Genomic DNA, 23,933 nt, shown 5'->3' on the forward strand with positions numbered 1-23,933 from the left:
TGCGAGTCCCGTCCAATTCTTCGCGAGACAGCAGCCTTGACTCAACCTCGAATAGCTTGGGATCGCGAGCCGAAATCTACGCGGGACGTAACAGCTCATATCGATCGTCATGGCGCGGGCTCCCCCCAGCCTATGACGGGAGCTATCGGCGCCTACATGCGATTCGCCTACGACCTCTACGGCTTGAAGCACGCCGTCGATGTCCAGAAGCTGCTTATCGACCGCATCAAGCACCCTGAAACCTTTCCGGGCGCTATGTACGAGGTGCGCGTTGCCGCCGCACTGCTACGCGCAGGCTGCACCCTGGAGCTTCAGGACGAGACCGACCGACGTACAACCCACGTCGAGTTCATTGCCACGAACGCTCAGTCGGGCGCGACTTTTGCAGTCGAAGCCAAGCGGCGCGAAGGCGCCCGGATGAAAATCAACAGGCAGATGTACCGTGCTCTGAGCAAGCATTCAGAGCACCCACGCATCGTCTTCATTGACACGAACGACTGTAGGCTGGAACTGGGCCGAAATCGCGCCGCCCCAGTGGCGCTCGTGGAAGCTGAAGGACAGCTTGACCGCTATGAACGCGACCCCATCGGCAAGACGCTTCCCCAGGCGTATGTCATAGCCACCTTCGAGCCAGCGGAACACCACCTCGACGCCGTCGATCTACCGTCCGGCATGCTGCTATGGGGCTTCCATTTCGATGATCTGCGCCCCGGGCTGAAGACCTTGCTTCAGCAGGTCGAGATGAGACGGCGCCATTCGCCGATCTTTGCGCTGCTGGAGTCCATGGAGAAGCACCAACATGTGCCGGTTACTTTCGACGGCGAGGCCGATGCATATTTGGGCAGCGCTTCTAAGACACGCTTGAAAGTCGGCCAACGACTTGAGGTCCCTGGGCCCGATGGGACGCATATCGAGGTCACGCTCGAAGATGGCACGGTAGTGCCCTCGTGGAAGGCAGCATCGTGCGTTGTTCGCAGCGACGATGGGAAGAGGTTCATCGTGCAAGTTCCATTGACGGATGAAGACCTTCAGGCGTACGCGCAACACCCAGCTACCTTCTTCGGCACCGTTGATAGAAACGCCGGCCGCAAGCAGTTGAAGACAGCACTAGATGCCTTCGACTTCATATGGGAGAGCTGCAAGGACACCAAAAAGGAGGAGCTGCTGGAACGACTGAAGTCGGCGCCTGATTGGGCATGGCTCGCATCGCTTTCACAGCATGAGGTGGCGACCCACTATTGCGTGAGGATGGCGGAGAACCTGATGCACGAAATCGAAAACAGCGCTGCCGTGACAGGGCTGGACGGCCCATAGACTCCGTGTATCGCCCCACCGTCAAGGCAGCAACCGCCCCCGCACCAACCAGCGGCCGACCACGATCAGGAGCGCCGGCCAGCCGAGCAGCACCATGTTGACGACAAAGTTGGAGAGCATGCTGGAGTGGCCGGTGAAAGATTCCTGCGCGCCGTTCCAGGAGCCCCACAGCAGCACGGCGAGCCACAGCCAGGCCAGAAGGGCAAGCCGGTCCAGCCAGTCGCGCTGGCGCTTGGGTTGCTGAGCGTCGTTCATGTCGCCTCCGCCGGTTCGGTCCCGCTGATTGTGGACGGTAGGTCGCTCATGGCGTGAGCCGGCATGGCCGAATGGGCACAATCAGCCCAGCACCCCGCCCGCACCGCGATGCACTGGCTCCTCGCCCTGATCCTCAAGCCGTTCTTCGTCTTCGGCTACTTCATCGCGGTCGCGTTCAGCGAGGTCGCGGTGAAGAAGTGGATGCCGGAGTGCCGGCTCAAGCGCCTACTGCTGCGGCGCTGGTAGCGGAGCCGTGAGGCCAGCGGCCGGCGCTCGCATCAGCGCCGCACCCAGGGCCTGGTTCTTCGTGGCCTTCTGCAGCATGGCCTGCACCGCGGGCGACCCCACACCTTGCGACAGTCGCCTCACCGAGGCCGGGTTGTTGAGCAGCATCTGCGCAAGCTTCGGCAGCGCGACGACGCCGCCGGCGTACTTGGCAGCTTCCAGCGGATCGCCGGTCGCGGCGTAGGTGCCGGCGCCGGTGACGAGCCCGGGCAGGGCTTGCATGAACATGCGCGCCGTCGTGCCGCTGTTGGGCAGCTTGTCGGGCAGCACCTGGGCGCCGGCCTGCGCCAGGTTCACGAGATCCTGGGGCCCGTTGCCGTAGACCGAGAACGAGCGATTGCGGGCGGTGTTCAGCGCCGCCGCGAGCCTCTGTGGGCTGATGTTGCCGGTGCCGGTCTTGTCGACCGCGCGCTCGATGTTGAACATGTTCGCCATCTGGCCGCGCGCTTGGGAGAACGTTTGCTGGTCGGCGCCCGACAACGATGCGTTCATCGAGTCCATCAGCGTCGAGCGGGTCTGCCGGGCGAAGTGCGCCAGGTCGGAGTCGGCGCTCGACCCCATGCGATCCAGGTCCTTCTTGATGCCGTAGGCGACCTGGCCGTCGATGTTCCCTTGCCCGTCCATCGAGTCGACGATGCGGTTGATGATCTTCACCGCCGGGCCCTTTTCGCTCTCTGCCGCCGCGGCCTGCGTGGCGGCGAGCTGGTTCAGCGCCGGCATGTCGATCTGCACCTGGTTGCGCGAGAGCACGTCGCCGATCTTCGCGTTCAGCTGCCGGCGCGCGTCGCCCATCACGTCGGAGGTCGCTGCCGGGGCGTCCGCGCCCATGGTCTTGAGCACAGCCGCGTTGTAGGCCTGCTGCTGCGCGTCCCGCATCTCCTGCTGGCCGCCGGCCGTGAAGACGTTGTCGCTGAGGCTCGACCGTACGCGGTTCCAGAACGGTGAGCCGGTGGTCTGCGCCAGGTCGAGCGGAACGCCAGCGCCGCGCAGCGTGTCGACGGCCTTCTGCGCGACCGGCGTCAGCGCGTTCTGCACCGGGGTCGCCACCCGGCCCAGGCCAGCTGCGAGCGCCTTCCCGCCCGCGCCGCCGGCCGCCCCCCACAGCGTGTTCTCCACGCGGGATTCGTCGGAGGCCACCGGCTGCAAGTTCGCCAGCAACGCGCCACCGGCCGCCGCGGCCTTGTAGGTGCCCGGGTTCATGAGCTGCTGCGCGAGCGCCGCGCTGCGCGTCATGTTGGCCGCCTGAGCCCCCTTTGCGGCCAGACCCAGCGGCAGCAGCGTCGTGGCCAGGTTGCCGCCGATGTAGCCCGCCGTGCCGGCGCCGGTGCGCATCAGCGGCGCGTCGAGCTGCTTCGCGTAGTCGATGTCGGCTTGGGTCGGCAGCCCGAGCGTGTCGGCGAACGAATGCCCTGCCCCGCCGGTCACCAGATCGCTGACGCCCTTCTCCGGTGGCGCGATGGCCTCGATGCCATGGCGCAGCAGTTGGCCGCCACCTCGGCCGATGTCGACGACCGCTTTGCCGGCGCCGGCCATCACCTTCTGCCAGGTGCTCATGTCGGCCGTGGGGTCGTAGGGCGTCGGACTGGCTGAGTTCTGCGGCTGCGCTGTGGTGGTCGGCTGGCCCGTCAGCGCCGCGATCACCGGATCGACACCCTGCGCGGGCTGTCGGGCGCCCTGCGGGCCGCTTGCTGGGGCTCCTGCGGTGAGCGCCGCAATGACCGGATCGTCACCCGGCGCCGGCGCGCTGGGCTTGTCCATCGGCAGCATGCCGGCGTTGCCCTTGATCGCCTGGAAGGTGTTGGCCACCTTCGTCACATAGCCCTGCGTCTTCGGGCCCCAGTTCGCTGGGTCCGTGCCGCCGTGGTACGCGGCGACCGCGGCCTCCAGATTGCCCTGGTAGCGGTCCAGGTTCTGCCGCATCAGCGCCGCTGCACCAAGGATCGACTGCGCCGGGTCCGTCGGATCGACACCGAGCGCCTTGGCCGTGGACGGCAGGATCTGCATCAGGCCCACCGCGCCCTTGGGGCTGACGGCACCGGAGTCGAAGCCGCTCTCGACGTGGGCCTGGGCTCGCAGCAGATCCGGATCGACGCCGAAGCGCTGCGCCGCGGCCTGGAAAACGGGATCGAGGTTCGGCTGGGTCATTGCGGGATCCATCCCTGGCGCTTGGCGTAGGTGTACTTGTCGGCGAGCGCCGCACGGTCCGTTGCCGACATGGTCTTGGTGAAGTCCGCCAGCCGCGCCGGATCGAACTGCCTGATGGCGGACAGCTGATAGACCCGCGGGTCGAACATGCCGCGCCACGCGGTCTCGAACGCGCTCTGGTTCAACGGGGCGTTGCCGCTGCGCCCGGCCCACTGCTGCTGGGCGAGCGCCTTGGCCTGCAGCGCGAGCTCGCCACCCTTGCTCCACAGCGCGACGTCGCGCACCGCGGCGGGAAACATGCCGGCGTTCACGTTCGCGTTGATCTGCTGCTCGAGCTGGGCGTCGGTGCCCGTGCCGCCAGCGGCCTGCCAGCTGCGCTGCGCGTTCTGCGCCATGAACTTCTTGATCTCGGTGAAGCGGGCCACGTCGGACCTCGGATCGGCGCCGACGATCGACGCCAGTTTCGGCCCGATCGGGTTGTCGGAGAACGCGCCGAGCAGCTTGTTCTTCCATTCGGCCGTCGGGCCCGTCGCCACACCCTGCCGCGAGAGGTCGAGGATGTTGTCCAGCACGTTCGCCCTCGTCTGGCTGTCTGCGACTTGGCGCTGCAGGTCGTTCATGCGCGCCGCGCCGGCGGTGCCGAGATCGCCCTCGCCGGGCCCGAGCTTGCTGACGGGAGGCTGCGCGTTCGGCGCCTGGTAGCCGGAGAAGCGGCCAGGGTCCACGCCGCCAGCGCCAGGCGTGCCAGCTGGGCCACCGAGGGGCGCACCGGGCTGCTGCAGGTACGCGCTGCCCGGCACCATCGTCTCGCGGCCCGTCGACGGGTTGATGCTGGGGTACAGCGTGCCGCTGGTCTTGCCGGTGGCCTCGGCTGCGTTCTGCAGCTGCGTCACACCGGCGGCGCCCGCCATCGGCATCGCGCCGATGAAGTTGCCGCCCTGGTCATACGCCGGCACACCACCCTTCGGGATGTCGGGATTCCAGCTCTTGTGACCATCGGGGTAGATGCTCCAACTGCCGGGCCTGGCGTTCTCAGGTGCGATGTAGGTCTGCTTGCGCAGCCACGCGCCGACCACCTGCCGGCCAATGTCGGACTGCGGGTCAACGCCGACCGACAGCAGCGTCTTCGTGAGATCGGTGCGGTTGTCGGCGCGGGCGATGGGCGACTTGATGTAGGTCTGAGGATCGATCTGGAAGGCCAGCATCGCCTGGCGCGAGTCCATCCCGGGCATCGCCAGCGCGCCCCGGCTGCTGTAGTGAGGCCCAGGGACGCCGGACGGGCCGGGCGACGGGCTGTTGCTGACCTGAAGGCCGCCCGGGGTCGTGGGCGGATGCTGGTCTACGGCATCGTCTGGCTGAGGAAGCTGCTCTTGAGGCCCCGAGGCCGCAAGCGCGGCGCCGAGCTGCTGAGGAGCTGGGCCCTGCCCGCGGTCGTAGCGAGCGAAGTCGCCGGTGGTCGGCGGCATCGACGCTGCCTGCTGCTGCTGCTGCGGCGCGGGCGTCGTGTCCTGGCCATCGTCGCCCGGCTGCGGAGCAGACTGCGGCGCTTGCTGTTGCGCCGGCTGCGCGCCGCCCGTCGAAGCACCGCCGCTGCCATCGTTGAAAAGCTGGCCCCAGGATTGGGCGTTGCGGTTCCAGAGCTCGGCTTGCTTCTGCATGACCTGCTTTTGCATGTAGCCGGCCGCCAGCGCCTGGCCGAGCTTGACCAACCCATTGCCGATGCCGAGCCGCGGCACCACGCGGAGGTTCTGCGGCAAATCCGCCCCCATGGGTTGCATCGACTGCTGCATCAGCGCATCGGCGATGGCCTGCTGGCGCTGCAGCGCGATCTGGTCGGCGTAGCCGCCGGGGTTGTTCGGCGGCGTCGTGAACCAGACAGGAGTGGTGGGACCTTGTTGCGCCATGACGACCTCAGACGATGGATTGGCCAGGCGCCGGCACGACGCTCTGCCAGGGCAATGAACCCTGCACTTGGTTGATCAAGTTGTGCATCGGCGCCATCGGTGGAGCCTGATATTTGAAGTTCTGGAGCGCCTTGCCAAGGGCCTGACGCCGATCCGGGGTCAGCCAGTTCGATGACGAGTTGACGGGAGAGGATGTGCTCGCATCCAGGCCGCCGGGCCCGTAGTTGAGGCCCTCATGCGAGTAGTCGCCCAGTGCGCCAAGCCCGTCGGAAGCCGAAGGGGCATCCATGGCTGGTCCGTAGCCTGCGCTGCCGAACTGCGCCGCAGCATCTACCGAGGTGGGGACGTAATCGGCGGCACCTCCGACAGAGCCTGCTCCAACATCTCCAGCCGCTCCTCCGGCCGCCCCCAGCTGCCCCATGCCATACCCTCCGGCCTCGAAGGCCGCAATCACATGCGCGATGTCGTGCATCGTGCTGGCCGGCCCCGTGTTAATGCCGGCCGCGCGAGCCTGGCTGAAGGCGCTGCTGGTCGGGCCACCCATTTGGTCGACCAGCGGATCCCAGTGGGTGCCCAGTACGCCGTTCCAGACCTTGGTCGATGCCGGGTCAACAGCTCCGACGAGGGCGCGCGCCGGGTCGTGCATGAGCTGCTTCGCGATCTTCTGCAGGTTGAGCTGCTCGAAGGAGAGGTTGTCGCTGAGCCAAGACATTTGAAAAAGCTCCTTGGGTTGGTCAGTGCACGCGCCAGAGGCCGGCATTCGCCGAAAGGTAGGCCTCCAGCATCGGATCGGGGTTAGTGAGCCGCCAGAGCTCGCCACGCAACAGGTTTGCAAGGTCGTCCATGCCTTGCAGGTGCGCGGCGGTGTAGACCTGCACCAGTTTTTCCAAGCTCGGTGGCGCTACGTCGGCCGCGATGAACTGCATGTCGCCCACCTGCCCGTAGAGGGCGGCTAGCTCCTCGATGGCGCTGTGCTCGCGGCTCACGCGGCGGACTCCAGCTGCTTGCGAATCAGGCTCGCAACGGCATGGACCTCCGCCTCGCGGAAGGCCGGCCGCCTGCCGATCATCACGGGCAGGAGGCCCGCCCGTCCGCCACTGCCGTACCCGGCCAAGGAGGCCGCCTCCAGCAGCTCGAACGCGGCCGCCTGCGGCGAGAGCAGGCGGCTCGAAGTTGCGGCGGGTTGTTGGGCGTTCGTCATCTGCATGGCGTCAGTCCTCAGGATTGGCCTGCATCGTGAGCCGTGCTGCAGTGGCACCGCAATGCATTCCGGAACCTGTGACCACTGCGCCCTGGGGCGGCATGCCCCGAAGTTCCGGAGCAGGGTCCACGCTGGGGAGCTTCAGCTCGGCCGGCAGCGCCCAGCGCATGCGGTCACGGCCGGGCATCTGTGGCGGCGGGAAGCGGTCAGCCCAGGCCATGCGGATCAACGCGAGGTCGATGAGCGCCTGCTGCGAGTGGCTCGGGTGCAGCGCGCGCAGGATCTGCAGGGCTTGCTGTGCTGCCGGGCCCGGGAGCCACTCGATGCGAGTCTGGCGGGGCTTGCGGGGCATGCTCAGCGGTCGGGCCAGTTAGAGATCACCAGCACGCCGATGCCGGCCGCGGAGGCCTCGCGCTTGGCTCGCGCAATGAACGCGTCTTCGGTCTCACCGGGCTGCCGATCCCAGGACTGCCCGGCGCCGGTGATGATGCGATGGGCCTCCTCTTCGATGGTCCGGCACTGGTCGTCGAATCGACTGATGTGCACGATGGCGATGTCATCGGCGGCCGCGCGGCTGCGCTCCAGCGCCGCGATGCGTTGCTCAAGGCTGGTTGCCATTCTTGGCCTCCAAGGCCGCGATCCGCACGGCGAGTTCATCGGTTTCGATCAGCTTGGCCAGCGCGCCGAGCCCGGATAGCAGTTGGGCCGCCTGGCCCGGAGCGAGAGAGCCGCTGCCCGCGGCCGACAAGATCGCGCGGCCCTGCTCGGCCAGGGATTGCCCGTCGGGCAGGCTGATGATGGCCGGCTGCTCCGTGGCCTTCACAGGCGGCAGCACGCGCTCCAGCAGCAACCGCGCGGCCTGCGCATCGCCGGCCTTCGCCAGCTCGACCTGCTTCGCGATGATTGCGGGCAGGTGCCCGGCGATCTCGGCGCGCAATTTGGCAACCTCGCCATGCCCGGGCGTGCGGCCGGCTGGGTTCCCGCTCTGACCAGGCTTCCATGCGGTCGACGGAGGCTTGCGTTTCGGTGTCGTCATGTGCTTTCAATCTGCTCAATCAGACGGCGCCGGCCGAATCTAGGTGCAGCCCCGTCTCGCCGCTGTAGTCGACCAGGCGCGTGGGCCGGCGGTGCGATGACGTGCAGAACTGCTGACTGTCGCGATGGAAGAACAGCCACAGCTTCATGCGCTGAACGTCGCCGTTACGCTGCTTCTGCAGCTCCAGGCAGGCGTCGGGTTTGTCGGTCTCCGGGTCGCTCTCGTCGCGGCGCGCTGACCAGACCGTGAACACGTTGTCCGCGGCGTCGGTGATCTTGCTACTGCCGGCGACATCGAGCTTGCCCGGCGCCTGCGACTCGTCGCGGCCTTTGCGGGGATGCGCGATCAGGTGCACATGGACGCCGAATCGCTTGGCGAAGTCGGTGAGCTTCTGGACCGCCTGCTTCTGGGCGGTCATCGAGCCCGGGCCGTCTTCGGGCACGTCGGTCATCATCAGGCTGTCGATGACGAAGTGCCGCACGCCGTACCGGCGGCTCGCGTAGGCGAAGACCTCAAGGAGGCGCGCGATGGTGGCGCTGCCCTGCACGTTGAACAGCCACATGCGGTCGCTGAGCCACTCGCCGACAGCGTCGATGTAGGCCGGCGAGGGCTTGGCCAGGCCGGTCGCCTGCTTGACCAGGCGCTTGCCCTGCTGCGCCGGGTGCATCTCGCCGGAGAACACGCAGGCGCGCTCGCCCTGGTGGAGCAGACCCAGAAGGATCTGGTTGTTCAGCAGCGACTTGCCGTGCCCGTTGTATCCGGTCCAGACCGTGAGCTCGCCGGGCCGGAACTCGAACCAGTCGAACTCGCGCTGCCCCAGCAGCAGGCAGGGATCGCGGTGCGCGTTCGCCGCCGGATGCAGCAGCGCCTTCACCGCGTCCATGACGTCAGCCATGCGGGTCAGCTCGGCCGGGTCCAGCGGCTTGGCCTCCTTGAGCGCGTGGTGGAAGTCCTCGCCGCAGGCACCGTCCTGCAGCCACTGGTTGGCGTCCTTGGCGCCGAAGCGGACCACCTTGCAGCGCTCCAGGCCCAGGCGCTGACAGACCTCCGCGGCCCCTTTGCGGCCGGGGTCGTCATCATCGAAGCAGACCAGGATTTCGCTGAAGCGCTCCAGGCGCTCCCAGTCGGTATCGATCCACTGGTGGTTGCCGGCGCCGGCGTTGACCGACAGCGCCGGAATGCCGAACTGGTGCAGCGTCATCGCGTCGACCTCGCCCTCGGTGATGGCCACCACGCGCTGTCGGGGTTCGATCAGGTGCCAGCCGAACAGGCAGGGCTCGGCGCCGGCCTCCTGGCGCATGTCGCGCTTCTCGTCGATGTTGCGGTGCTTGACGTTGACCAGCTCGCCGTCGCGCAGGTAGGGCAGCAGCGCGTAGGTCTTGTCGTCGCGGATCTGCTCACCGACCTTGAAGGCCTCCACGGTCTCCGCACGTATGCCGCGGTCCGCCAGCCACGCAGCGACTCGGCCCGGTGCGCGTGTCGCGTTGCTGTGCAGCGGCCGGCGGTACTCCCTGCGCTCGCGCACCGGCATCGCATCGCGAATCCCCAAGTAGGCCTTGGCCTCGGTGATCGCTTCGGCCAGGGAGAGACTGCGCGCCGCGCACCACAGGTCGAGCAGGTCGCCGCCCTGCCCCGACGCGAAGTCGCGCCAGACACCGCGCTTGGCGCCGGTGATCCGCACGGACAGCGATTGGCCCTCCTCGCCCGACACGCTGCCAGCCTTCCACTCCGCGCCGTGTCGCTTGCCACGCGGCAGCAGGTACTCGGCCACCGTGTCGGCGCTGTCGGCCAGCTTCTGACTCAGCTCTGCCGCGTTCATGTCGGGTCTCCCACGAGTCGGAACTCATGGCGGCGGCGGGCCACAACGCTTTCGCGATCACGTTCAGCCCGGCGGTGATGAAGCCAGTCGACGAAAGCGCATATCGCCGTCTCATCGTCGAAGGCTTCAATCGGCGCTGCGCCACCATCGTCGACAAGCAGGATGCCGGCGCAGTCCGTGTGGAGCTCGCGAGGTCGGTCGGCCAGGTGCAGCGCTCGTTCTGCGCTCTTGGCCGCCAGCTCCTGCTGCCGCATCGTGCACGCATGGACCAGCACCTGCCAGACCCAGGTCAGGCTCGGGTGCGCGTCGCAGAGCGGCAACGTCCGCAGGAGCTGCTGACGCGCCTCGCCCGGCGCTGTGATGCTGAGGAGCGCAATTGCGTTCACCGCATCCACCTGGCCGGCCAAGTGCCACAGCTCTTCAGGCTTCGCGATCGAAACGGCGCCGGCACCGATGTCGGGGCTCATCGAAGGCTCTCCAGTTGACCGGCATCGGCCGACGCGGCCGCGGCGTTGAGACGCTCCGCTTCGTCCTCGGCTGCATCCTTGCAGGGGCTCTCCGCGACGCTCTGCAGCGATCCGCAGTCCGGCGCGCGGCAGACGGTGTGCCACAGGCCGTCGATGGCCTGGTGGGCGAAGTGGTGCGGCTTCATGCGGTCTCCAGTCGCCGGCCGTCGGCGAAGCGGTTGCTGGTGTGCTCGAAGCAGCCGGCGTTCTCGGCCTCGAAGCGGTTGGCGAAGCCAGCACTGAGCGCCCAGGCCGGCCGTGTGGCGTCGCCTGCAGGGCCGCCCGAGGACGCACCGGCAGCGCCGAGCTCGTCTTCCCAGCGGCGCCCGTTGAGCCACGTCGCCGGGTGCGGCACGTACTGGCCGCCATCGCGCTGCCACTGCTCGCTGGCCCGCTGTCGCTGGACGGCCTGCACCAGCATCGCGACCAGCTCCGGTCCGGCCTGCAGCTTCCCGAACGCCTTGAGCGCATCGGCCTTGCCGACCTTGCGGGGGTAGGCCGCCCAGAAGTCCGCGAACCCCGCCGGCTCGGCCGGCGAGCCCCGGGCTTTGCGCCGGGGGTTGAGGGAGTCCGGAGTCAGGTTAAGGGAGTCAGGAGTCAGCACGGTTTTGACCCCATTCATGGCGCATTCATCCCCTGAAAACCCAGGGCTAGCCTCGGGCTTGCCTGGGGTTTCGTCGTCATGCGACGAGGGTTCAGCCTCGGGCTCAACAGCCATGCCATCAGGCAAAAGCCCCAGGCTTTGAGGTGATGGAAGGACGCTTGCCGGCTCCTTGTGATGCGGGTTCTGGTGCCGGCGGAACTTCAAGATCTGGATCAGGCCGCGGCTGCCGTCGCTGTAGCGCAGGATGAACCCGTGCTGTGCCAGCTCGGCCAGCAAGGGATCGACCTCGACCGTGTCATAGGCAAACAGCTCGCCCTTGATGCGCTTGGGCCGGTCCTCGAGGCGCCCCTCGCGATCAGCGAGGGTCCACAGGCCGGCGAAGCAGAGGCGGGCCCAGCACGAGCACTCGGCGAGATCCTCGTTCTTGAAGAAGCCGGGTTTGAGGCTGCGAGCTCTTGCCATCAGCGCCTCCCGAACGTGCCACAGAGGGCCAGCAGCAGACAGTAGCCAGCACAGGTCAGGTTGCGCTGGTTCTGGGCGGCGGCCTCGCGGCGCTCCTCGAGCTCGTAGGCCAACAGCCAGAGCCTGGCCATGATCCGCGCGCGCAGCTCCTGCAGACCGATCAGACGGCCGGCCATCATTGCGCTGGCTCCTGCTCGCCCAAGACCTTCTGCAGATGCTTGCCCGGGTCGTTGATCGTGATCTGCTGCCCGCGAAGAGCGGCGAGAACCAGCGTGGCCAGCTTGGACGCGAGGTCGAGCGGCAGCGGGATTCCCTGACGCGCTTCGGCGATGGCTGCCAAGTCGGCGCGGGAGAGTTCGATGGTTTCGCCGCTGGACTTCTTGGTCTTACGCGGCATGGCTGGCCTCGCGCTGGGCCGCCAGAGCTTTGCGCTCAGCGTGCAGCCGCGTCACCAGACGACGCAGATCGTCATCAGTGGCGCCACCGATGCGCGCCTTGACGATGGCATCGACTTCATCATCCGGCCACGCTGACGCACGCGGGCCGATCTTGATGGGACTGGTCATCGTTCCCGCCGCGACGCACTCATAGTGCGTGGTGCGGGCCTGACCGGTTTGCGCCAGGACGGATTCGATTCGAAGCAAGCGAGCCATGCTGCGGGCCTTTCAAGGCTGCCCGGGGCCATCCCCGGATGCATGGCATTTGGCTGGGGAAAAAACCTACTTCGTAGTTCTTTCCTGAATCCACATCAGCACGTCTGCCCAATCGGCATCGCCAGCTACGCGCTCGTGCTCACGCAACTTGTTGGCCATACTGCTGCCCTTGGCATCCTTGTATGCGGCCAGTAGCGCCTCACCCGGATCAGCTCCCCTACTCTTCGCCTCATCCCACGAGGAAAGAAAGTTCTTCCACGGCCATCGCATTGCCAATGCGTTTGCGGCATCCCGCTGAGACTTCTTCGGCGTCTTGCTCCGTTGTTCACGCTCCAAGTCTGCTGCCAGGATGGCGTGCTCAACTGCCCCCCATTTCCGCTTGCGTCCGTCTTGCTTCACCTCCTTCAGCGCTGGGTGATGCTTCCGAGCGAACCACAGCGCCAGCAGGTACCAGCGAGACTCCCCCGCAGGCATTCCGAGTGAGTCGGCGAGCGCGTTCATCCGACGCAATTCTTCGTTTGCCCTGTCAGCAAGCAATTGCGACACGGTCGCTTGATCGTCGAGAAGCGCGGCAGCCAACAGCAGGTTCTGTTGAGGCTTCAGCCCGACGAGCTCTCTCTTTTTCGCCTTTTCTTTGGCCATGCGCTTCCTCGCGCTCAGACGGCACGCGCCGCCATGAACTCGATGGCCGTGCGGTCGCTTTTCTGCAAATTGCAGCGCTCGCACGCCGCCACGAGATTCAGCGCCTCGTCCGTGCCACCAAGGGCCCGTGGCAGCTGATGCTCGACATGCCAGGCGCCGTCTATGCGCAGCGGCGTGCCGCAGTAGGCGCAGCAGCCGCCCGAGCGCACGAACACATCGCGCCGGCGCCGCGATACCGGCCTCGGCGGCGGCTCCGACACGACGGACAGCTCCGCGTCCGACCACAGGCGTGGCTGCACCCAGCGCGGCTCGTCGTTCGCAACGCCAGTGGCGCGCAGCACGCGTCGCGCCCCGGCCAGGGCCTCGGTCTTGCTCTCGGAGATGGCCAGGATCCGGCCGGCACGCGGCTGGATCACCATGAACCGGACTGCGTGCAGGCCAGCGCTGATCGTGGGCTGTGTAGCGAGCTCGAATTCGCCCTGGCCGAAGATGCCACCCATGATCGGGCGGCGAAGCATTGGGGACGCGCTCATGAACTTCCCCCGAGAGTGCCGCGTTCGGCTTGAATTGCCGCGGCTGCCTCGCTGCACGCCTTGTTGCCGAGGCCATGGAGACGCCCTGCGAGTATGTAGGGCTCATCCCCACTGACACCCTCAAAGAGCTCCGCCGCAAGGTCTGACAGATCCAGGATTCGCATCAGCATTCCGCGCTTGGCGAAGCCAGAGAACTGGTTGCTTTCGTCGAGCAGCAGCGAGAGCAGTTCACGCTGCTCCGCCACGGCATCAGCGCCCAGTTGCCTGGCACCTGGGCCCAATGGCAGTTGTTCGATCTCCGATCGATCTGCGGTGATTTCAGCCATGGGGCACCTCCAGCGGCTTGCCGAAGACGATCTCGTAGCCCTCGGTGACTTCCAGCGCAATATCGCGGCCGAATCCGAGAAGCGATACCAGCGAGTTGCCGAGAGCCTCCACACGCATCAGCGCACCATGCCTGACGAACTCCGCGTCATCGGCATCTTCCTGCGCTCGAAGCATGGCAGCAATTGCGCCAACCTCCATGGCGGCATGGAAGCAAGCCTGGTCGCGAGCCTCGATCAGGTCTGGCGGCAGGGACGAAGGCTTCGCTGCCTTGTTGGATACAGTTTGGGTAGCCATGATTCACCTCTTCATCAGGTGGGTTGTGGTCAGGCCGACCGAGCGTTGCACCGCCCGGTTCGGCCGCTTTGCCACTGGACCGCAGTGGCCACGGTGCCCGGCTGCCGGCCGGGCGCGGTCAACGCTTGAAACGCTTCCAGATTCGGCGTACTCCGAAGTCGACCAACCCGACCACCGCAAAGCAGCCGATGAACATCGCGACGAACCCCAGCAGCGTCTGCCAATGCAGCACGGCGAGCACGATCACGATCAGTGCGATGCACAGAAGGGCGATGCCGGCTCCGGTGGCGAGTAGCAGAGGCAGTGCCCACAGCAGAATGACCGCCAAGACGATGCCACCCGCAATCTCAAGCATGGTCACGCCGCCCTGAAATCGATCACCTTGGCGCCAGCCTTCAGCTGGTCCAGGTAGTCCGCCCACAGGGCCATCATCTGCCGCCGCTGCTCCATGAACTCGGCGCGGTCGTAGGCCATGCCCAACGGGCCGGACTTGCCGTGCGCCAACTGAGCCTCGATGACGTCGGGCGACACGCCCGGCAGCCGCTCGATGATCAGCGTGCGGGCCATCGCGCGAAAGCCGTGCGGCGTCATCTCGCCGTTACCGTAGCCCAGGCGGCGCAGGGCCGCGCGCACCGTGTTCTCGCTCATGCAGTTCTCGCCGGTCAGCAGCGACGGGAAGACGTAGCGGCCGTGACCGGTGAGCGGCTGCAGTTCCTTGAGCACGGCCACCGCCTGCGGCGCCAGCGGCACCAGGTGCGGCCGGCCGTTCTCCTTCCCGTGGAGCGTGCGCTTCATCTTGGCGGCCGGGATCGTCCATAGGGCCCGTTCCAGGTCGACCTCGGCCCACTCCATGGCGCGGATGTTTCCGGGCCGCTGGAACAGCAGCGCCGACAGCAGGAGCGCCGCCCGCGTCACCGGCTGGCCAGCGTAGCTGTCGATGGCGCGCATCAGCTCGCCGGCACTGGTCGGCTCCAGCACGGCCGCCATGTGCTTGACCTTCACCGGCTGCAGGGCTCCGTGCAGATCGGGCGCCGGGTCACGCTCGCAGCGGCCGGTCTGGACGCCGTAGCGGAACACCTGGCCCGCGGTCTGGCGCAGCGTGTGGGCGGTCTCGATGGCGCCTCGCTTCTCGACCCGACGCAGAGCATCCAGCAGCAGCGGCGCGGTGATGTTCCCCATGGGCAGGGCGCCGATGTGGGGGAACAGATCCTTCTCCAGGCGCTCAATCCAGCGGGCGGCGTACTTCGGGCTCCAGCCGCCCTTCTTCGTCTCGAAGCACTCGCGGGCCACCGCCTCGAAGGTCTGGGCGCCGGCGGCCTTGCTGACGACCTTGGCGACCCGGCGAGCCTGGACGGGGTCTTCCCCTTCGCCGCGGGCCTTGCGGGCCTTGTCACGCCCTTCCCTGGCCTCCTTGAGGCTGACCAGCGGGTAGTTGCCCAGCGCCAAGCGCTTTTCCTTGCCGCCGAACCGGTACTTCACGAACCAGCGCTTCGAGCCGCTGGCGGCCACCTCCAGGTAGAGGCCGCCGGCGTCAGCGAACCTGGCCCTGGCCTTGTCGTCAGGGCAACTGGCATTGCGGCAGGCGGCATCTGTGAGCATGGGGAACAGGCCTTTGGGGGAACGCGTTCCCCCACTACGGGGAAATCAGCGATTCATTCCCCCATATGTTCCCCCTGTTCCCCCTGGCTGTAAAGGGCCATCCTCGGACATCCTCGAATGAAAAAGGCGCCTAAGTCGTTGAAATGACTAGGCGCCTTGGACGTTCTCGGACGTTGTCGGCCGTAAATTTGGCCTGCCCGGAGGGACTCGAACCCCCGACCTGCTGCTTAGAAGGCAGCTGCTCTATCCAGTTGAGCTACGGGCAGACAGAACATGTGATTATCAGATCAGCACGTTGATGATCGCGTTGCCGATGCCCATCAGCGCGGCGCCGGAGATCAGGCCGGCGCAGATCGGTTCCATGCCTTCGACCCAGACGCGGTGGCCGAAGCTGCCGGGCTTCTTGCCGTGGCGCAGGCCCATCAGCCAGAACAGCAGCGCGCCGACGAACATCATGAAGGTGGACTCGGGCGGCAGCACGACGCCCAGGCCTGTCGCGACGGCCGACAGCTGGAAGCGGCCCTTGGTCTTGATGCGCGCCACCTCCATCGCCACCGCGGCGAAGGCCGCCACGGCCATCGAGATCAGCACCGATGCGGGCAGGCTCTTCAGGCCCTTGGAAATGATGTCGGCCACGCCCTTCCATTGCAGCGCGGCGGGGAAGCCGAACTGGTCGGACACGATGCCGGCCGTGCTACGCACGCCGGACGCGTCCGGATGCAGGAACAGCAGGAAGAACAGCGGCACGCAGACCAGCACGCCGGCGATGTTGCCGATGACGTGGCCGATGGCCTGGTGGCGCGGCTTGCCGCCCAGCATGTAGCCGGGCTTGATGTCGGAAAGCAGGTTGGCGGCGTTGGACGAGATCTCGGCCGTCATGCCGGCGGGCAGCAGGTTGGCGGCCGGGTTGCTGCGGTCCAGCGCGCCCATCGTGAACTGTGTGATCTTGGACAGCGCGCCGGTGGGCGTCCAGGAGGTCAGCGCCATCGAGTTCGTGCAGATGATGCTGAGCACGAAGATCAGCGGCAGCGAGACGACGGCCATCCACAGCGGCACGCCGAAGAACAGGTGGGTGACGAAGGCCCCCAGCAGGCCCAGCGCGGGCACGCCGATATAGGAGATCCACAGCGGCACCTCGATGTGCCTGAGGATGTCGACGCCGTCGTCGGCGACCTTGGGTGCGCGCTTCTTGAACAGGCCGGTGAAGATCTCCGGCTTGGCCAGCAGCGACACCATCGCGCCGACCACCATCATCGTCACGCCCCACCACAGCGACCACTGGTTGACGATCTCCACACGGCTCAGCGGCACGGGCAGTCCGTTGGCGCCCAGGCGCGGGGCGATGTCGCCCATCTGGATCATCAGCGGCGCCAGCACGACGAAGTTGATGAAGGCGCCGAGGAAGCAGCTCGCCGCGATCGCCAGGCCCATCAGGCCGCCGACGCCGACGACGGCCACGTCCAGCGTCAGGCGCAGGCCCAGCGTGCGGAAGTCGGTGCCGAGGATGTTGGGGATGAAGCCCTGGGCCTTGGTGGCCCAGGCGTAGTAGTAATCGTCCAGGCGGTCGTGCAGGTACCTGGGCTCCTTGAGGCCGGCCCACTTGTCCAGCATCAGGACCTTGAACTGCAGCAGCTTCATCCAGCCGTCGCTGACGATGCCCTGGTAGAGGGCGGCTGCGCCGCTGACCCAGCCGAGCAGCTTGGCCTTGAAGACGCCCTCGTCGCCGTTGCCGTCATACAGCGAATCGAGCACGACGCCGCAGGCCCGGCCCTCCGGGAAGGGCGCCTGGTCTTCGTTGATGAAACGGCGCTTGAGCGGAAAGGCGATCAGCACGCCGATCAACGAAATCACGAGAATCCACACCATCATCTGCCACCACGGCGGGATGACGCCGGTTACCAGCATGTAGGCCGGCAGGCTGGCGATCAGCGACGAAGTCACATAGCCCGACGCGGTCGCGATGGACTGGGTGCAGTTGTTCTCGAGGATGGTGTAGTCCTTGGCCAGGCCGGCCGAGTGCAGGGCCCGGAACAGCGCGAAGGCGAGGATCACCGAGGTCAGGCCGACGCCCAGCGACAGGCCGGTCTTGGCGCCGATGTACAGGCCGGTGGCCGACAGCACGCCGCCGAGCAGGAAGCCCGTGAGGCCGGAACGCAGCGTCAGCTGGGCCATGTCGCCGCGGAAGACGTTCTTGAACCACCACTCGTCCTTCTGGGCGCGGGTCCAGGTGGCGATCTGCTCGTCGTTCAGGTGTTGAAGTGCCATGGGTCTCGGGCGCGGCTTGTGGCCGTGCCAGGGTTGCAGCAAAGGCCGGGATTGTCCCGGCCGACCGCTCGGTCGGCCCTAGGGATGCCCCAGGGTCTCGGCCCCGGGATGCGGGGCCTCACAAAAGCAAACCCGCCGTGGCGCAAGGCCAGCGGCGGGTTCCGAAGAGGTTTGGTCGGGGCGGCGGGATTCGAACTCGCGACCCTCTGCTCCCAAAGCAGATGCGCTACCAGGCTGCGCTACGCCCCGATCAAGCCCTCCATTCTATGTCAGCCGGCCTGCACGCCGCCTGGCCTCGCTCAGCCGACCGCGATGAGCCGCCCCTGCCCACTGATCAAAGCGGCCCGCACCAGTTCGCCCGGCTGCAGGGCCTGCACGGCGGCGACGTAGCCGCGCATCTGCTCCAGATAGGCCGGCTCGCGCTCCGGCGTCGCGCCGAGCTTGTAGTCCAGCACCCACCAGCTGCCGTCGCGCTTCTGCACGAGGCGGTCGATGCGCTGGTCGTCTGCGCCCTGCCCCACCGCCACCTCGTTGCCAGCCCAGAGCAGTTCGGCCGGGTCGAAGAAGGGCCGGCAGTCGGGGCTGGCGAGGATGGCCCGGGCCGCCTGTTCGTGCTGCTCGCGGGCCTTGGCATCCAGGCCGAAGGCCTGGGCCGATGCGGCCAGCAGCAGCTCCAGCGGCTGGGCCTGGCCCGGCGCGGACGCCCATTCGAGCACGCGGTGCAGGGCCTCGCCGACCTTGGCCTGGCGCTCGTTGCGAGCCGCGCCGTCACGCGCGGGCTGCGTGGCCGGCGGCTGCCAGCATGGCAGTGGCGCGAGCCGCGGCGCGGCGCTGTCGTTGCGGGCCGCGGCGTCCGGCGCGATGGGCCAGCGTCGGGCCAGCGGCTGCAGCCGGCCCCACCAGCTCGTGGCCTGGCTGCGGCCCGGCGTGTGGCTCAGCACGAGGGCGCGGCGTGCCCGCGTCAGCGCCACATAGAGGCCGTTGAGCTCCTCGCGCTCGCGCTCGCGGCGCTCCTCGTCGACCAAGGCCTGCAACGACTGCGGCGGCCTGGCCTCGGAGGCGAGGAAGGCGGCGCGGCACGGCGCGGCCTGGCCCACCGGCCAGTCCAGCAGCAGGCCCAGGGTCTCGGCCTTGGGCGGCGGCGCGTCGGTGTCGAGCAGGAAGACCACCTCGGCCTCCAGCCCCTTGGCGCCGTGGATGGTCAGCAGCTGCACGGCATCGGGCGCGGCGGCCGGCACGAATTTGACGGGGCGGCTCTTCAGCGCCCGCACGAAGCCGTAGAGCTGGGCATAGCGCCCGCCGTCCAGCTCCAGCGCGGCCTGCAGCAGGGCCTGCACGCTTTGCAGGCGCACGGCGGCATCGGCCGCCGGCACCGCGGCGGCGATGCGGGAAAGCAGTTCGCCCTCGTGGACGATGCGGTCCAGCAGCTCGTGCGGCGTGCATTGGCGGGCCAGCGCGGCCCAGTCGCGCAGCAGGGCCTGGGCACGCGCCAGCACCGGGCTGGGCGACGCGAGGCCCTGCAGCGCATCCCACCAGCGGCGGCGCTCTGCGGGCGGGTGGCCCAGCCACTCGGCCGTGCCAGCGGCCTCGGCCAGCACGAGCAGGTCGGCATTGGCGGCGCCGAACAGCGGGCTGCGCAGCGCATGGGCCAGGGACAGGTCGTGGCCCGGCGAGGCCAGCACGTCCAGCAGCGCCAGCAGGTCGGCCACGTCGGGCTGCTCGGCCAGCGGCTGCTCCTCGGGCGCGGCATGTGGCACGCCGGCTGCCGTCAGCGTGGCGCTGAGCTGGCGCAGCGGATCGCGCTTGCGGGCCAGCACGAAGAGGTCGCCAGCCCGCAGCTCGGGGCGGGCGCGCAGCAGGCCGACGATGGCCGCGCAGACCCGCTCGCACTCGGGCGCGCGCCGGCTGATCTCGGCCTCGTGGCGAGCCTCGGTCAGGCTGGGTCGCCAGCGCAGCGGGTCGGGCTCTTCGTCTTTGGGCGCAGCCGCGACTTCGCCGTCCAGTGACCACAGCCCGGCGAGTTCGTCCACCTCGGCCACCTCGGTGGTGTGCAGGCGAAAGCCCCCGTAGGCACCGGCGCGCTGGGCGCCGTCGAAAGCCGCGTTGACGGCGGCCAGCACCTCGGGCGCGTTGCGCCGCGTGTGGTCGCAAGCCAGGCGCACGCCGGCCAGGCCCTCGCAGACGAAGTCCTGCGCCGCGGCGAACACGCGCGGGTCGGCGCGGCGGAAGCGGTAGATGCTCTGCTTGGGGTCGCCGACGATGAAGACCGACAGCGGCGCACCGGCGCCCGCACCGGCATAGGCCGAGAGCCAGCCGTGCAGGGCCTGCCACTGCAGCGGGCTGGTGTCCTGGAACTCGTCGATGAGCAGGTGGCGCACCTGGGCGTCCAGGCGCTGCTGCACCCAGCCGGAAGTCTGCGCATCGGCCAGCAGGGCCAGCGCGCCGCGTTCGAGGTCGTTCATGTCGACCAGGCCGCGCTCGCGCTTCAGCACCTCGAAGGCGTCGACCAGCACCAGGGCCAGGCGGCGCATCGCCGCATGCTCGTCGGCGGCATGCTGCTGCACGATGGCTGCGCGCAGATGCAGCAGCTCGTCGCAGAGTTCGTCCAGGTCGGGGCTGGCGACGCCCAGCTTGCGCGGCTCGCCCTTCAACGTGAACAGCGCGGCAAAGGCGGCGTCGAAGTCCTCGGCCTGCTCCAGCAGCACGGCTGCGTCCTGGGCCTTCTTGCCCTTGGCCTGGCCCAGCTGGCGGGCCAGGGCCTTCAAGGGCTCGCGCAGATGCTCGAAGAACTGCTCCGGCGTCGTGCCCAGCAGCTCGACGGCACCCGGCAGGCTGGCCTCCAGCACGCCGGCGGCCTCGGCCAGGCGCAACTCGACGCGCTTGGCGAAGGCCCCCAGCAGCCACTCGCGCAGGTTGAAGCGGCCGCGCGACTGCGTCAGCGCCTGGAAGTCCGCGCGCAGGGCCTCGCTCGTCAGCACGGCCACGTGGAAGCGCCGCCACAGCGTGGGCATCAGCTCCTCCTCGTCCTCGACGAGCTGCAACTCGGGCGCGATGCCCTGCTGCTGCAGGAAGGCCAGCGGCGCCGCGCGCAGCAACTGCGAGAACCAGCCGTGGAAGGTGCGCACCTCGACGGCCCGGCCACCCCGCAGCAGCTCGGCCTGCAGCGTGGCCAGCCGCGGCCTCAGGGCGGCGGCCTCGTCGGCCGCGATGCCGCGCTGGCGCAGCGCCGCGAGCTGCTCGGCCTCGGGAGCCCGCGCGAATTCGGCCAGCCATTCGGCCAGGCGCTGGCGCATCTCGCCCGCCGCCTTGCGCGTGAAGGTGATGGCGACGATCTGCTGCGGCTCGGCGCCGGCCAGCAGCGCGCGCAGGATGCGCGAGACCAGCATCCAGGTCTTGCCGGCACCGGCGCAGGCCTCGACGACGATGCTGCGCGCGGGGTCGCAGGCCAGCGCGTAGAAGCGCTCGCGCGGGATGCGGTAGCCGTCGGCCCAGTAGGCGAGTTCGGTCACAGCGGGCTCCAATCATCTCGACGGCAAAGCCCGCGGGCCTCGCAGAAATCGCAGACCTTGCCTTCGCCCAGCGCGGGCAGCGGGGTTCCGTCGCGTATCGCCATCAGGTCGGCCTGCAGGCCGTCGCGCAGCGCCAGCGCCGTGTCACTGACGTCCTCGTGCGACAGCAGCTCCACGCCCTTGCCGTCGTCCAGCACGAGGTAGGCCGCGCGCAGCCCGGGCACGGCGTCGCTCAGCAGCGCATAGGTGGCGAGCTGGGTGTCTTCGAGCCTGGCCGCCACCTTGGCCTTCAGGCCCTTGGCGTCGCCGGTCTTGTAGTCCAGCAGCCAGGTGCCGGTGGGCGAGTCGTCGATGCGGTCGATGCGGCCCTTGACCATCAGCGGGTCCAGCGGCGCCTGGAAGGGCCGGGCTTCGCGGTCCAGCTCGCCGGCCGCATAGCGCTGGCCCGTGGCCTCGATCTCGGCCAGCCAGGCCAGATAGAGTGGGCACAGCCGCTCGAAGGCGGCCGAGAAGGGCAGGAAGTCGGCAGCGTCCAGCAGCGCCAGCTCGGCCGCGGCGGCGGCGCGCAGGGCGGCGTCGTCATCGTCGCCACGGGCTTCGTGGAAGCGCTTCAGCACCGCATGCAGCCAGGTGCCGTAGTCGCGCTTGCTCAGCTCCTGCTCCAGCTCGTCGGCCTCGCGCAGGCCCAGCAGCACGCGGCTGAAGAACTGGTAGGGGCAGTTGCGCAGCGCGTCGATGGCGCTGGCGCTCAACGCGGCGGGCAGGCGCCCGGCGGCGTCCGCCGCGGGTCGGACCTGGGGCCGGGGCGAGGTGTCGACCGGCTCGCGCTCGTCGAGCCAGGCCGGCAGCGCCAGGCCGGCCCTGGCCGCCGCGCCGGCAAGGCGCTCCAGCAGCGGGCTTGGCGGCAGCGGCTCGGCACCGGCGAAGGCACAACGCAGCAGCGTCAGCACCGGCGCGCGCAGCAGCTGCGCAAAGCCCTGCGCCTCGGCCTCGCGGCGTTCGGCCAGGCTGGGCAGGCCCAGGGCCGCTGCATCGGCGTCGGCCAGCAGCCCGGTCTGGGGGGTGACCGGCCCCAGCGTGGCGGCGTCGGCGCCGGGCAGCACGATGGCGCCGAAGGGCCGCAGCATCGCGCGGGCCAGCGGCGTGATGACGACCTCGGCGGCACCGACCTCCTGTGCCGGCTCGAACTGGGCGGACTCCAGCGTGTCGTCCACCCAGACCAGGAATTCATCGGGCCGCAGCCGCGTCTGCGCCAGCGCCGCCTCGTGGGCGCTGCCGGCCCAGGGGTTGCGCGAGATCCACAGCGTCTCCAGCAGCGCCTCGCCGCCCTCGACCTCGGCCAGCGGCGCGAGGCCGTTCAAGGCCTGGCCCAGCGCGACCAGCCAGCCGCCCAGCGAACGCGCGCCACCGGCCAGGGGCTCCAGCTGGCGGCGCGCGCGCTGCCAGAGCGCGCCCTGCGCCGGCGGCAGCATGGCGGCATCGAGCTGGGCGGCCTGGCGCCAGCCGAAGCGGCGGCAGCGCGCCTCCAGCGCCTCGACGTCCCAGCCCGCTGCCAGCGCCGATTTCATCCAGGCCAGCCAGTCGTCCAGCGCGCCACCGGCCAACGCCGCGCGCAGCAGAGCCATGACGGCGGCGGCGGCCGGCGTCGTCGCCAGTGTCCAGCCGGTTTCGTCATGCACCGGCAGGCCCTGGCGCGCCAGCAGGGCGCGCACGCGGCGGATGACGACGCGGTCCTGGGCCAGCAGGGCCACCGGCCGGCGGCCGGCGTTCAGGTGCTGGATGACGGCCGTGGCGGCCTGCGCGGCCAGGGCCTCGAAATCCGGCGCGACAGCCTCCTCCACCCGCGCCGAGGGCGTGAAGCCGGCCCAGGCCTCATCGAGGTCCAGGTCGGCATCCAGGCACAGGGCCGGCACGCCGCCGGCGAGCAGGCCTTCAGCCAGCGGGTCGGGCCCGCCGGCGCGCAGCCAGATCCAGGCGCTGGGGCGCAGCGCGAACAGCGTGTCGGTGGCCGGACGGCGCTCGTCCGCCGCCACCCAGGCCAGCGCGACCTGGGCCAGCGCGCGTTCCAGCAGGCCGGGGCCGGCGTCCAGCGTGGTCAGGCGCTGGCGGGCGGCATCGAGGAAGGCCGGGCGGGCCTCGGGTGGTACCTGGGCCGCGGCGCGTGCCAAGGCCTGGGCGGTGTCGACCAGGCGGGCCAGCGCCACGCGGTAGTCGCGCGGGCTGCTGCGCCGCAGCGGCTGGATCCAGCTTTGGCCGGCCAGCAGGCGGTCGGCCGTGAAGGCGTCGATGGCGGCGTCGCCGGAGAGCTGGTCCGGCGCGGCCAGCGCGCTCGGCCCCAGGGCCGAGGCCAGGCTGTGGCTGGTGCTGATGCGCGGCATCCAGCCGCCGCGGGCCAGGAAGGCACGGCGCGCCGGCACGAGCTGCTGGGCAAAAGGCAACAGCAGCACGGCGTCGCGCAGCGGCGCGCCCTGCCCGGCCAGCCAGTCGGCGCTGACGGCCGCGACGCGGCGCCAGAAGGCATCGATGTCTTCTCCGGCCACCAGGCCGAGCTTCAAGGCTTGCAAGAAAGGCCTCCCGCCC

Annotated in this window: 27 protein-coding genes and 2 tRNA genes; 2 read left to right on the forward strand and 27 right to left on the reverse strand. The window is 68.9% G+C overall.

Annotation, left to right across the window (positions count from 1 at the left end):
* Positions 1 to 156 precede the first annotated feature (156 nt).
* A complete protein-coding gene (locus tag EV671_RS18455) occupies positions 157 to 1,314 on the forward strand; it encodes a hypothetical protein (RefSeq protein ID WP_207911199.1) in 1,158 nt (385 codons plus the stop codon).
* Between the two features lie 21 nt (positions 1,315 to 1,335).
* Here the strand turns inward: EV671_RS18455 and EV671_RS18460 are convergent, their stop codons facing one another.
* On the reverse strand, positions 1,336 to 1,569 hold the full coding sequence (locus EV671_RS18460) for a hypothetical protein (RefSeq protein WP_132574445.1): 234 nt from the start codon (positions 1,567 to 1,569) through the stop codon (positions 1,336 to 1,338).
* 108 nt (positions 1,570 to 1,677) lie between these two features.
* Between EV671_RS18460 and EV671_RS26830 the strand changes: the two genes are divergently transcribed.
* Entirely contained in the window at positions 1,678 to 1,815 is a 138-nt protein-coding gene (locus EV671_RS26830; protein ID WP_165917637.1) for a hypothetical protein, read from the forward strand.
* Here EV671_RS26830 and EV671_RS26835 read toward each other — a convergent pair.
* The 26 genes from EV671_RS26835 to EV671_RS27820 form a co-directional block, all read right to left on the reverse strand.
* Positions 1,795 to 4,011, reverse strand: a complete 2,217-nt coding sequence (locus EV671_RS26835) for a lytic transglycosylase domain-containing protein (protein ID WP_341540505.1) — start codon at positions 4,009 to 4,011, stop codon at positions 1,795 to 1,797. The genes EV671_RS26830 and EV671_RS26835 overlap by 21 nt on opposite strands.
* Positions 3,996 to 5,903, reverse strand: a complete 1,908-nt coding sequence (locus EV671_RS27035; protein ID WP_207911200.1) for a hypothetical protein — start codon at positions 5,901 to 5,903, stop codon at positions 3,996 to 3,998. The genes EV671_RS26835 and EV671_RS27035 overlap by 16 nt, the downstream gene beginning before the upstream one ends.
* A 7-nt stretch (positions 5,904 to 5,910) precedes the next feature.
* Complete coding sequence (locus EV671_RS18475) at positions 5,911 to 6,615, reverse strand: hypothetical protein (RefSeq protein ID WP_132574447.1); 705 nt, start codon at positions 6,613 to 6,615, stop codon at positions 5,911 to 5,913.
* 22 nt (positions 6,616 to 6,637) lie between these two features.
* A complete protein-coding gene (locus EV671_RS18480) occupies positions 6,638 to 6,889 on the reverse strand; it encodes a hypothetical protein (protein WP_132574449.1) in 252 nt (83 codons plus the stop codon).
* Positions 6,886 to 7,110: a hypothetical protein gene (locus EV671_RS18485; RefSeq protein WP_132574451.1), complete on the reverse strand. Its 225-nt coding sequence runs from the start codon at positions 7,108 to 7,110 to the stop codon at positions 6,886 to 6,888. Before EV671_RS18485 ends, EV671_RS18480 begins: the two co-directional genes overlap by 4 nt.
* A gap of 4 nt (positions 7,111 to 7,114) precedes the next feature.
* Entirely contained in the window at positions 7,115 to 7,456 is a 342-nt protein-coding gene (locus tag EV671_RS18490; RefSeq protein WP_132574453.1) for a hypothetical protein, read from the reverse strand.
* 2 nt (positions 7,457 to 7,458) lie between these two features.
* Positions 7,459 to 7,722 (reverse strand): hypothetical protein, encoded by a 264-nt coding sequence (locus EV671_RS18495; protein WP_132574455.1) that lies wholly within the window; start codon positions 7,720 to 7,722, stop codon positions 7,459 to 7,461.
* Positions 7,706 to 8,140: a DUF5681 domain-containing protein gene (locus EV671_RS18500; RefSeq protein ID WP_132574457.1), complete on the reverse strand. Its 435-nt coding sequence runs from the start codon at positions 8,138 to 8,140 to the stop codon at positions 7,706 to 7,708. The genes EV671_RS18495 and EV671_RS18500 overlap by 17 nt, the downstream gene beginning before the upstream one ends.
* Positions 8,141 to 8,159: 19 nt before the next feature.
* Positions 8,160 to 9,959 (reverse strand): AAA family ATPase, encoded by a 1,800-nt coding sequence (locus EV671_RS18505; protein WP_132574459.1) that lies wholly within the window; start codon positions 9,957 to 9,959, stop codon positions 8,160 to 8,162.
* Positions 9,956 to 10,426, reverse strand: coding sequence for a hypothetical protein (locus EV671_RS18510; protein ID WP_132574461.1), 471 nt, complete (start codon positions 10,424 to 10,426; stop codon positions 9,956 to 9,958). The genes EV671_RS18505 and EV671_RS18510 overlap by 4 nt, the downstream gene beginning before the upstream one ends.
* Entirely contained in the window at positions 10,423 to 10,611 is a 189-nt protein-coding gene (locus EV671_RS18515; protein WP_132574463.1) for a hypothetical protein, read from the reverse strand. Before EV671_RS18515 ends, EV671_RS18510 begins: the two co-directional genes overlap by 4 nt.
* A complete protein-coding gene (locus EV671_RS18520; protein WP_132574465.1) occupies positions 10,608 to 11,531 on the reverse strand; it encodes a hypothetical protein in 924 nt (307 codons plus the stop codon). The genes EV671_RS18515 and EV671_RS18520 overlap by 4 nt, the downstream gene beginning before the upstream one ends.
* The gene (locus EV671_RS18525; protein ID WP_132574467.1) at positions 11,531 to 11,710 is read right to left on the reverse strand and encodes a hypothetical protein; all 180 of its coding nucleotides are present in this window, start codon (positions 11,708 to 11,710) and stop codon (positions 11,531 to 11,533) included. The genes EV671_RS18520 and EV671_RS18525 overlap by 1 nt, the downstream gene beginning before the upstream one ends.
* Complete coding sequence (locus tag EV671_RS18530; RefSeq protein WP_132574469.1) at positions 11,707 to 11,928, reverse strand: hypothetical protein; 222 nt, start codon at positions 11,926 to 11,928, stop codon at positions 11,707 to 11,709. Before EV671_RS18530 ends, EV671_RS18525 begins: the two co-directional genes overlap by 4 nt.
* The gene (locus EV671_RS18535) at positions 11,918 to 12,184 is read right to left on the reverse strand and encodes a helix-turn-helix transcriptional regulator (protein WP_132574471.1); all 267 of its coding nucleotides are present in this window, start codon (positions 12,182 to 12,184) and stop codon (positions 11,918 to 11,920) included. Before EV671_RS18535 ends, EV671_RS18530 begins: the two co-directional genes overlap by 11 nt.
* 66 nt (positions 12,185 to 12,250) lie before the next feature.
* Positions 12,251 to 12,826 (reverse strand): hypothetical protein, encoded by a 576-nt coding sequence (locus EV671_RS18540; protein WP_132574473.1) that lies wholly within the window; start codon positions 12,824 to 12,826, stop codon positions 12,251 to 12,253.
* A gap of 14 nt (positions 12,827 to 12,840) precedes the next feature.
* Positions 12,841 to 13,344 carry an HNH endonuclease gene (locus EV671_RS18545; protein ID WP_207911201.1) on the reverse strand — a complete coding sequence of 168 codons (504 nt, stop codon included), beginning with the start codon at positions 13,342 to 13,344 and terminating at the stop codon, positions 12,841 to 12,843.
* Between the two features lie 11 nt (positions 13,345 to 13,355).
* A complete protein-coding gene (locus EV671_RS18550) occupies positions 13,356 to 13,685 on the reverse strand; it encodes a hypothetical protein (RefSeq protein ID WP_132574475.1) in 330 nt (109 codons plus the stop codon).
* Positions 13,678 to 13,980, reverse strand: a complete 303-nt coding sequence (locus tag EV671_RS18555; RefSeq protein ID WP_132574477.1) for a hypothetical protein — start codon at positions 13,978 to 13,980, stop codon at positions 13,678 to 13,680. The genes EV671_RS18550 and EV671_RS18555 overlap by 8 nt, the downstream gene beginning before the upstream one ends.
* Before the next feature lie 118 nt (positions 13,981 to 14,098).
* Positions 14,099 to 14,335 carry a hypothetical protein gene (locus tag EV671_RS18560; RefSeq protein ID WP_132574479.1) on the reverse strand — a complete coding sequence of 79 codons (237 nt, stop codon included), beginning with the start codon at positions 14,333 to 14,335 and terminating at the stop codon, positions 14,099 to 14,101.
* 2 nt (positions 14,336 to 14,337) lie between these two features.
* Complete coding sequence (locus EV671_RS18565; RefSeq protein WP_132574481.1) at positions 14,338 to 15,579, reverse strand: tyrosine-type recombinase/integrase; 1,242 nt, start codon at positions 15,577 to 15,579, stop codon at positions 14,338 to 14,340.
* Between the two features lie 189 nt (positions 15,580 to 15,768).
* Positions 15,769 to 15,845: transfer RNA gene (locus tag EV671_RS18570), tRNA-Arg, on the reverse strand.
* A 16-nt stretch (positions 15,846 to 15,861) separates the two neighbouring features.
* Positions 15,862 to 17,844, reverse strand: coding sequence for an OPT family oligopeptide transporter (locus EV671_RS18575; protein ID WP_132574483.1), 1,983 nt, complete (start codon positions 17,842 to 17,844; stop codon positions 15,862 to 15,864).
* A gap of 172 nt (positions 17,845 to 18,016) precedes the next feature.
* Positions 18,017 to 18,093: transfer RNA gene (locus EV671_RS18580), tRNA-Pro, on the reverse strand.
* 50 nt (positions 18,094 to 18,143) lie between these two features.
* Entirely contained in the window at positions 18,144 to 21,353 is a 3,210-nt protein-coding gene (locus EV671_RS18585) for a UvrD-helicase domain-containing protein (protein WP_165917639.1), read from the reverse strand.
* The gene (locus EV671_RS27820) at positions 21,350 to 23,917 is read right to left on the reverse strand and encodes a PD-(D/E)XK nuclease family protein (protein ID WP_132574487.1); all 2,568 of its coding nucleotides are present in this window, start codon (positions 23,915 to 23,917) and stop codon (positions 21,350 to 21,352) included. The genes EV671_RS18585 and EV671_RS27820 overlap by 4 nt, the downstream gene beginning before the upstream one ends.
* Between the last annotated feature and the right edge of the window lie 16 nt (positions 23,918 to 23,933).

The organism is Roseateles saccharophilus, assembly GCF_004342485.1.
Lineage (GTDB): Bacteria > Pseudomonadota > Gammaproteobacteria > Burkholderiales > Burkholderiaceae_C > Pelomonas > Pelomonas saccharophila.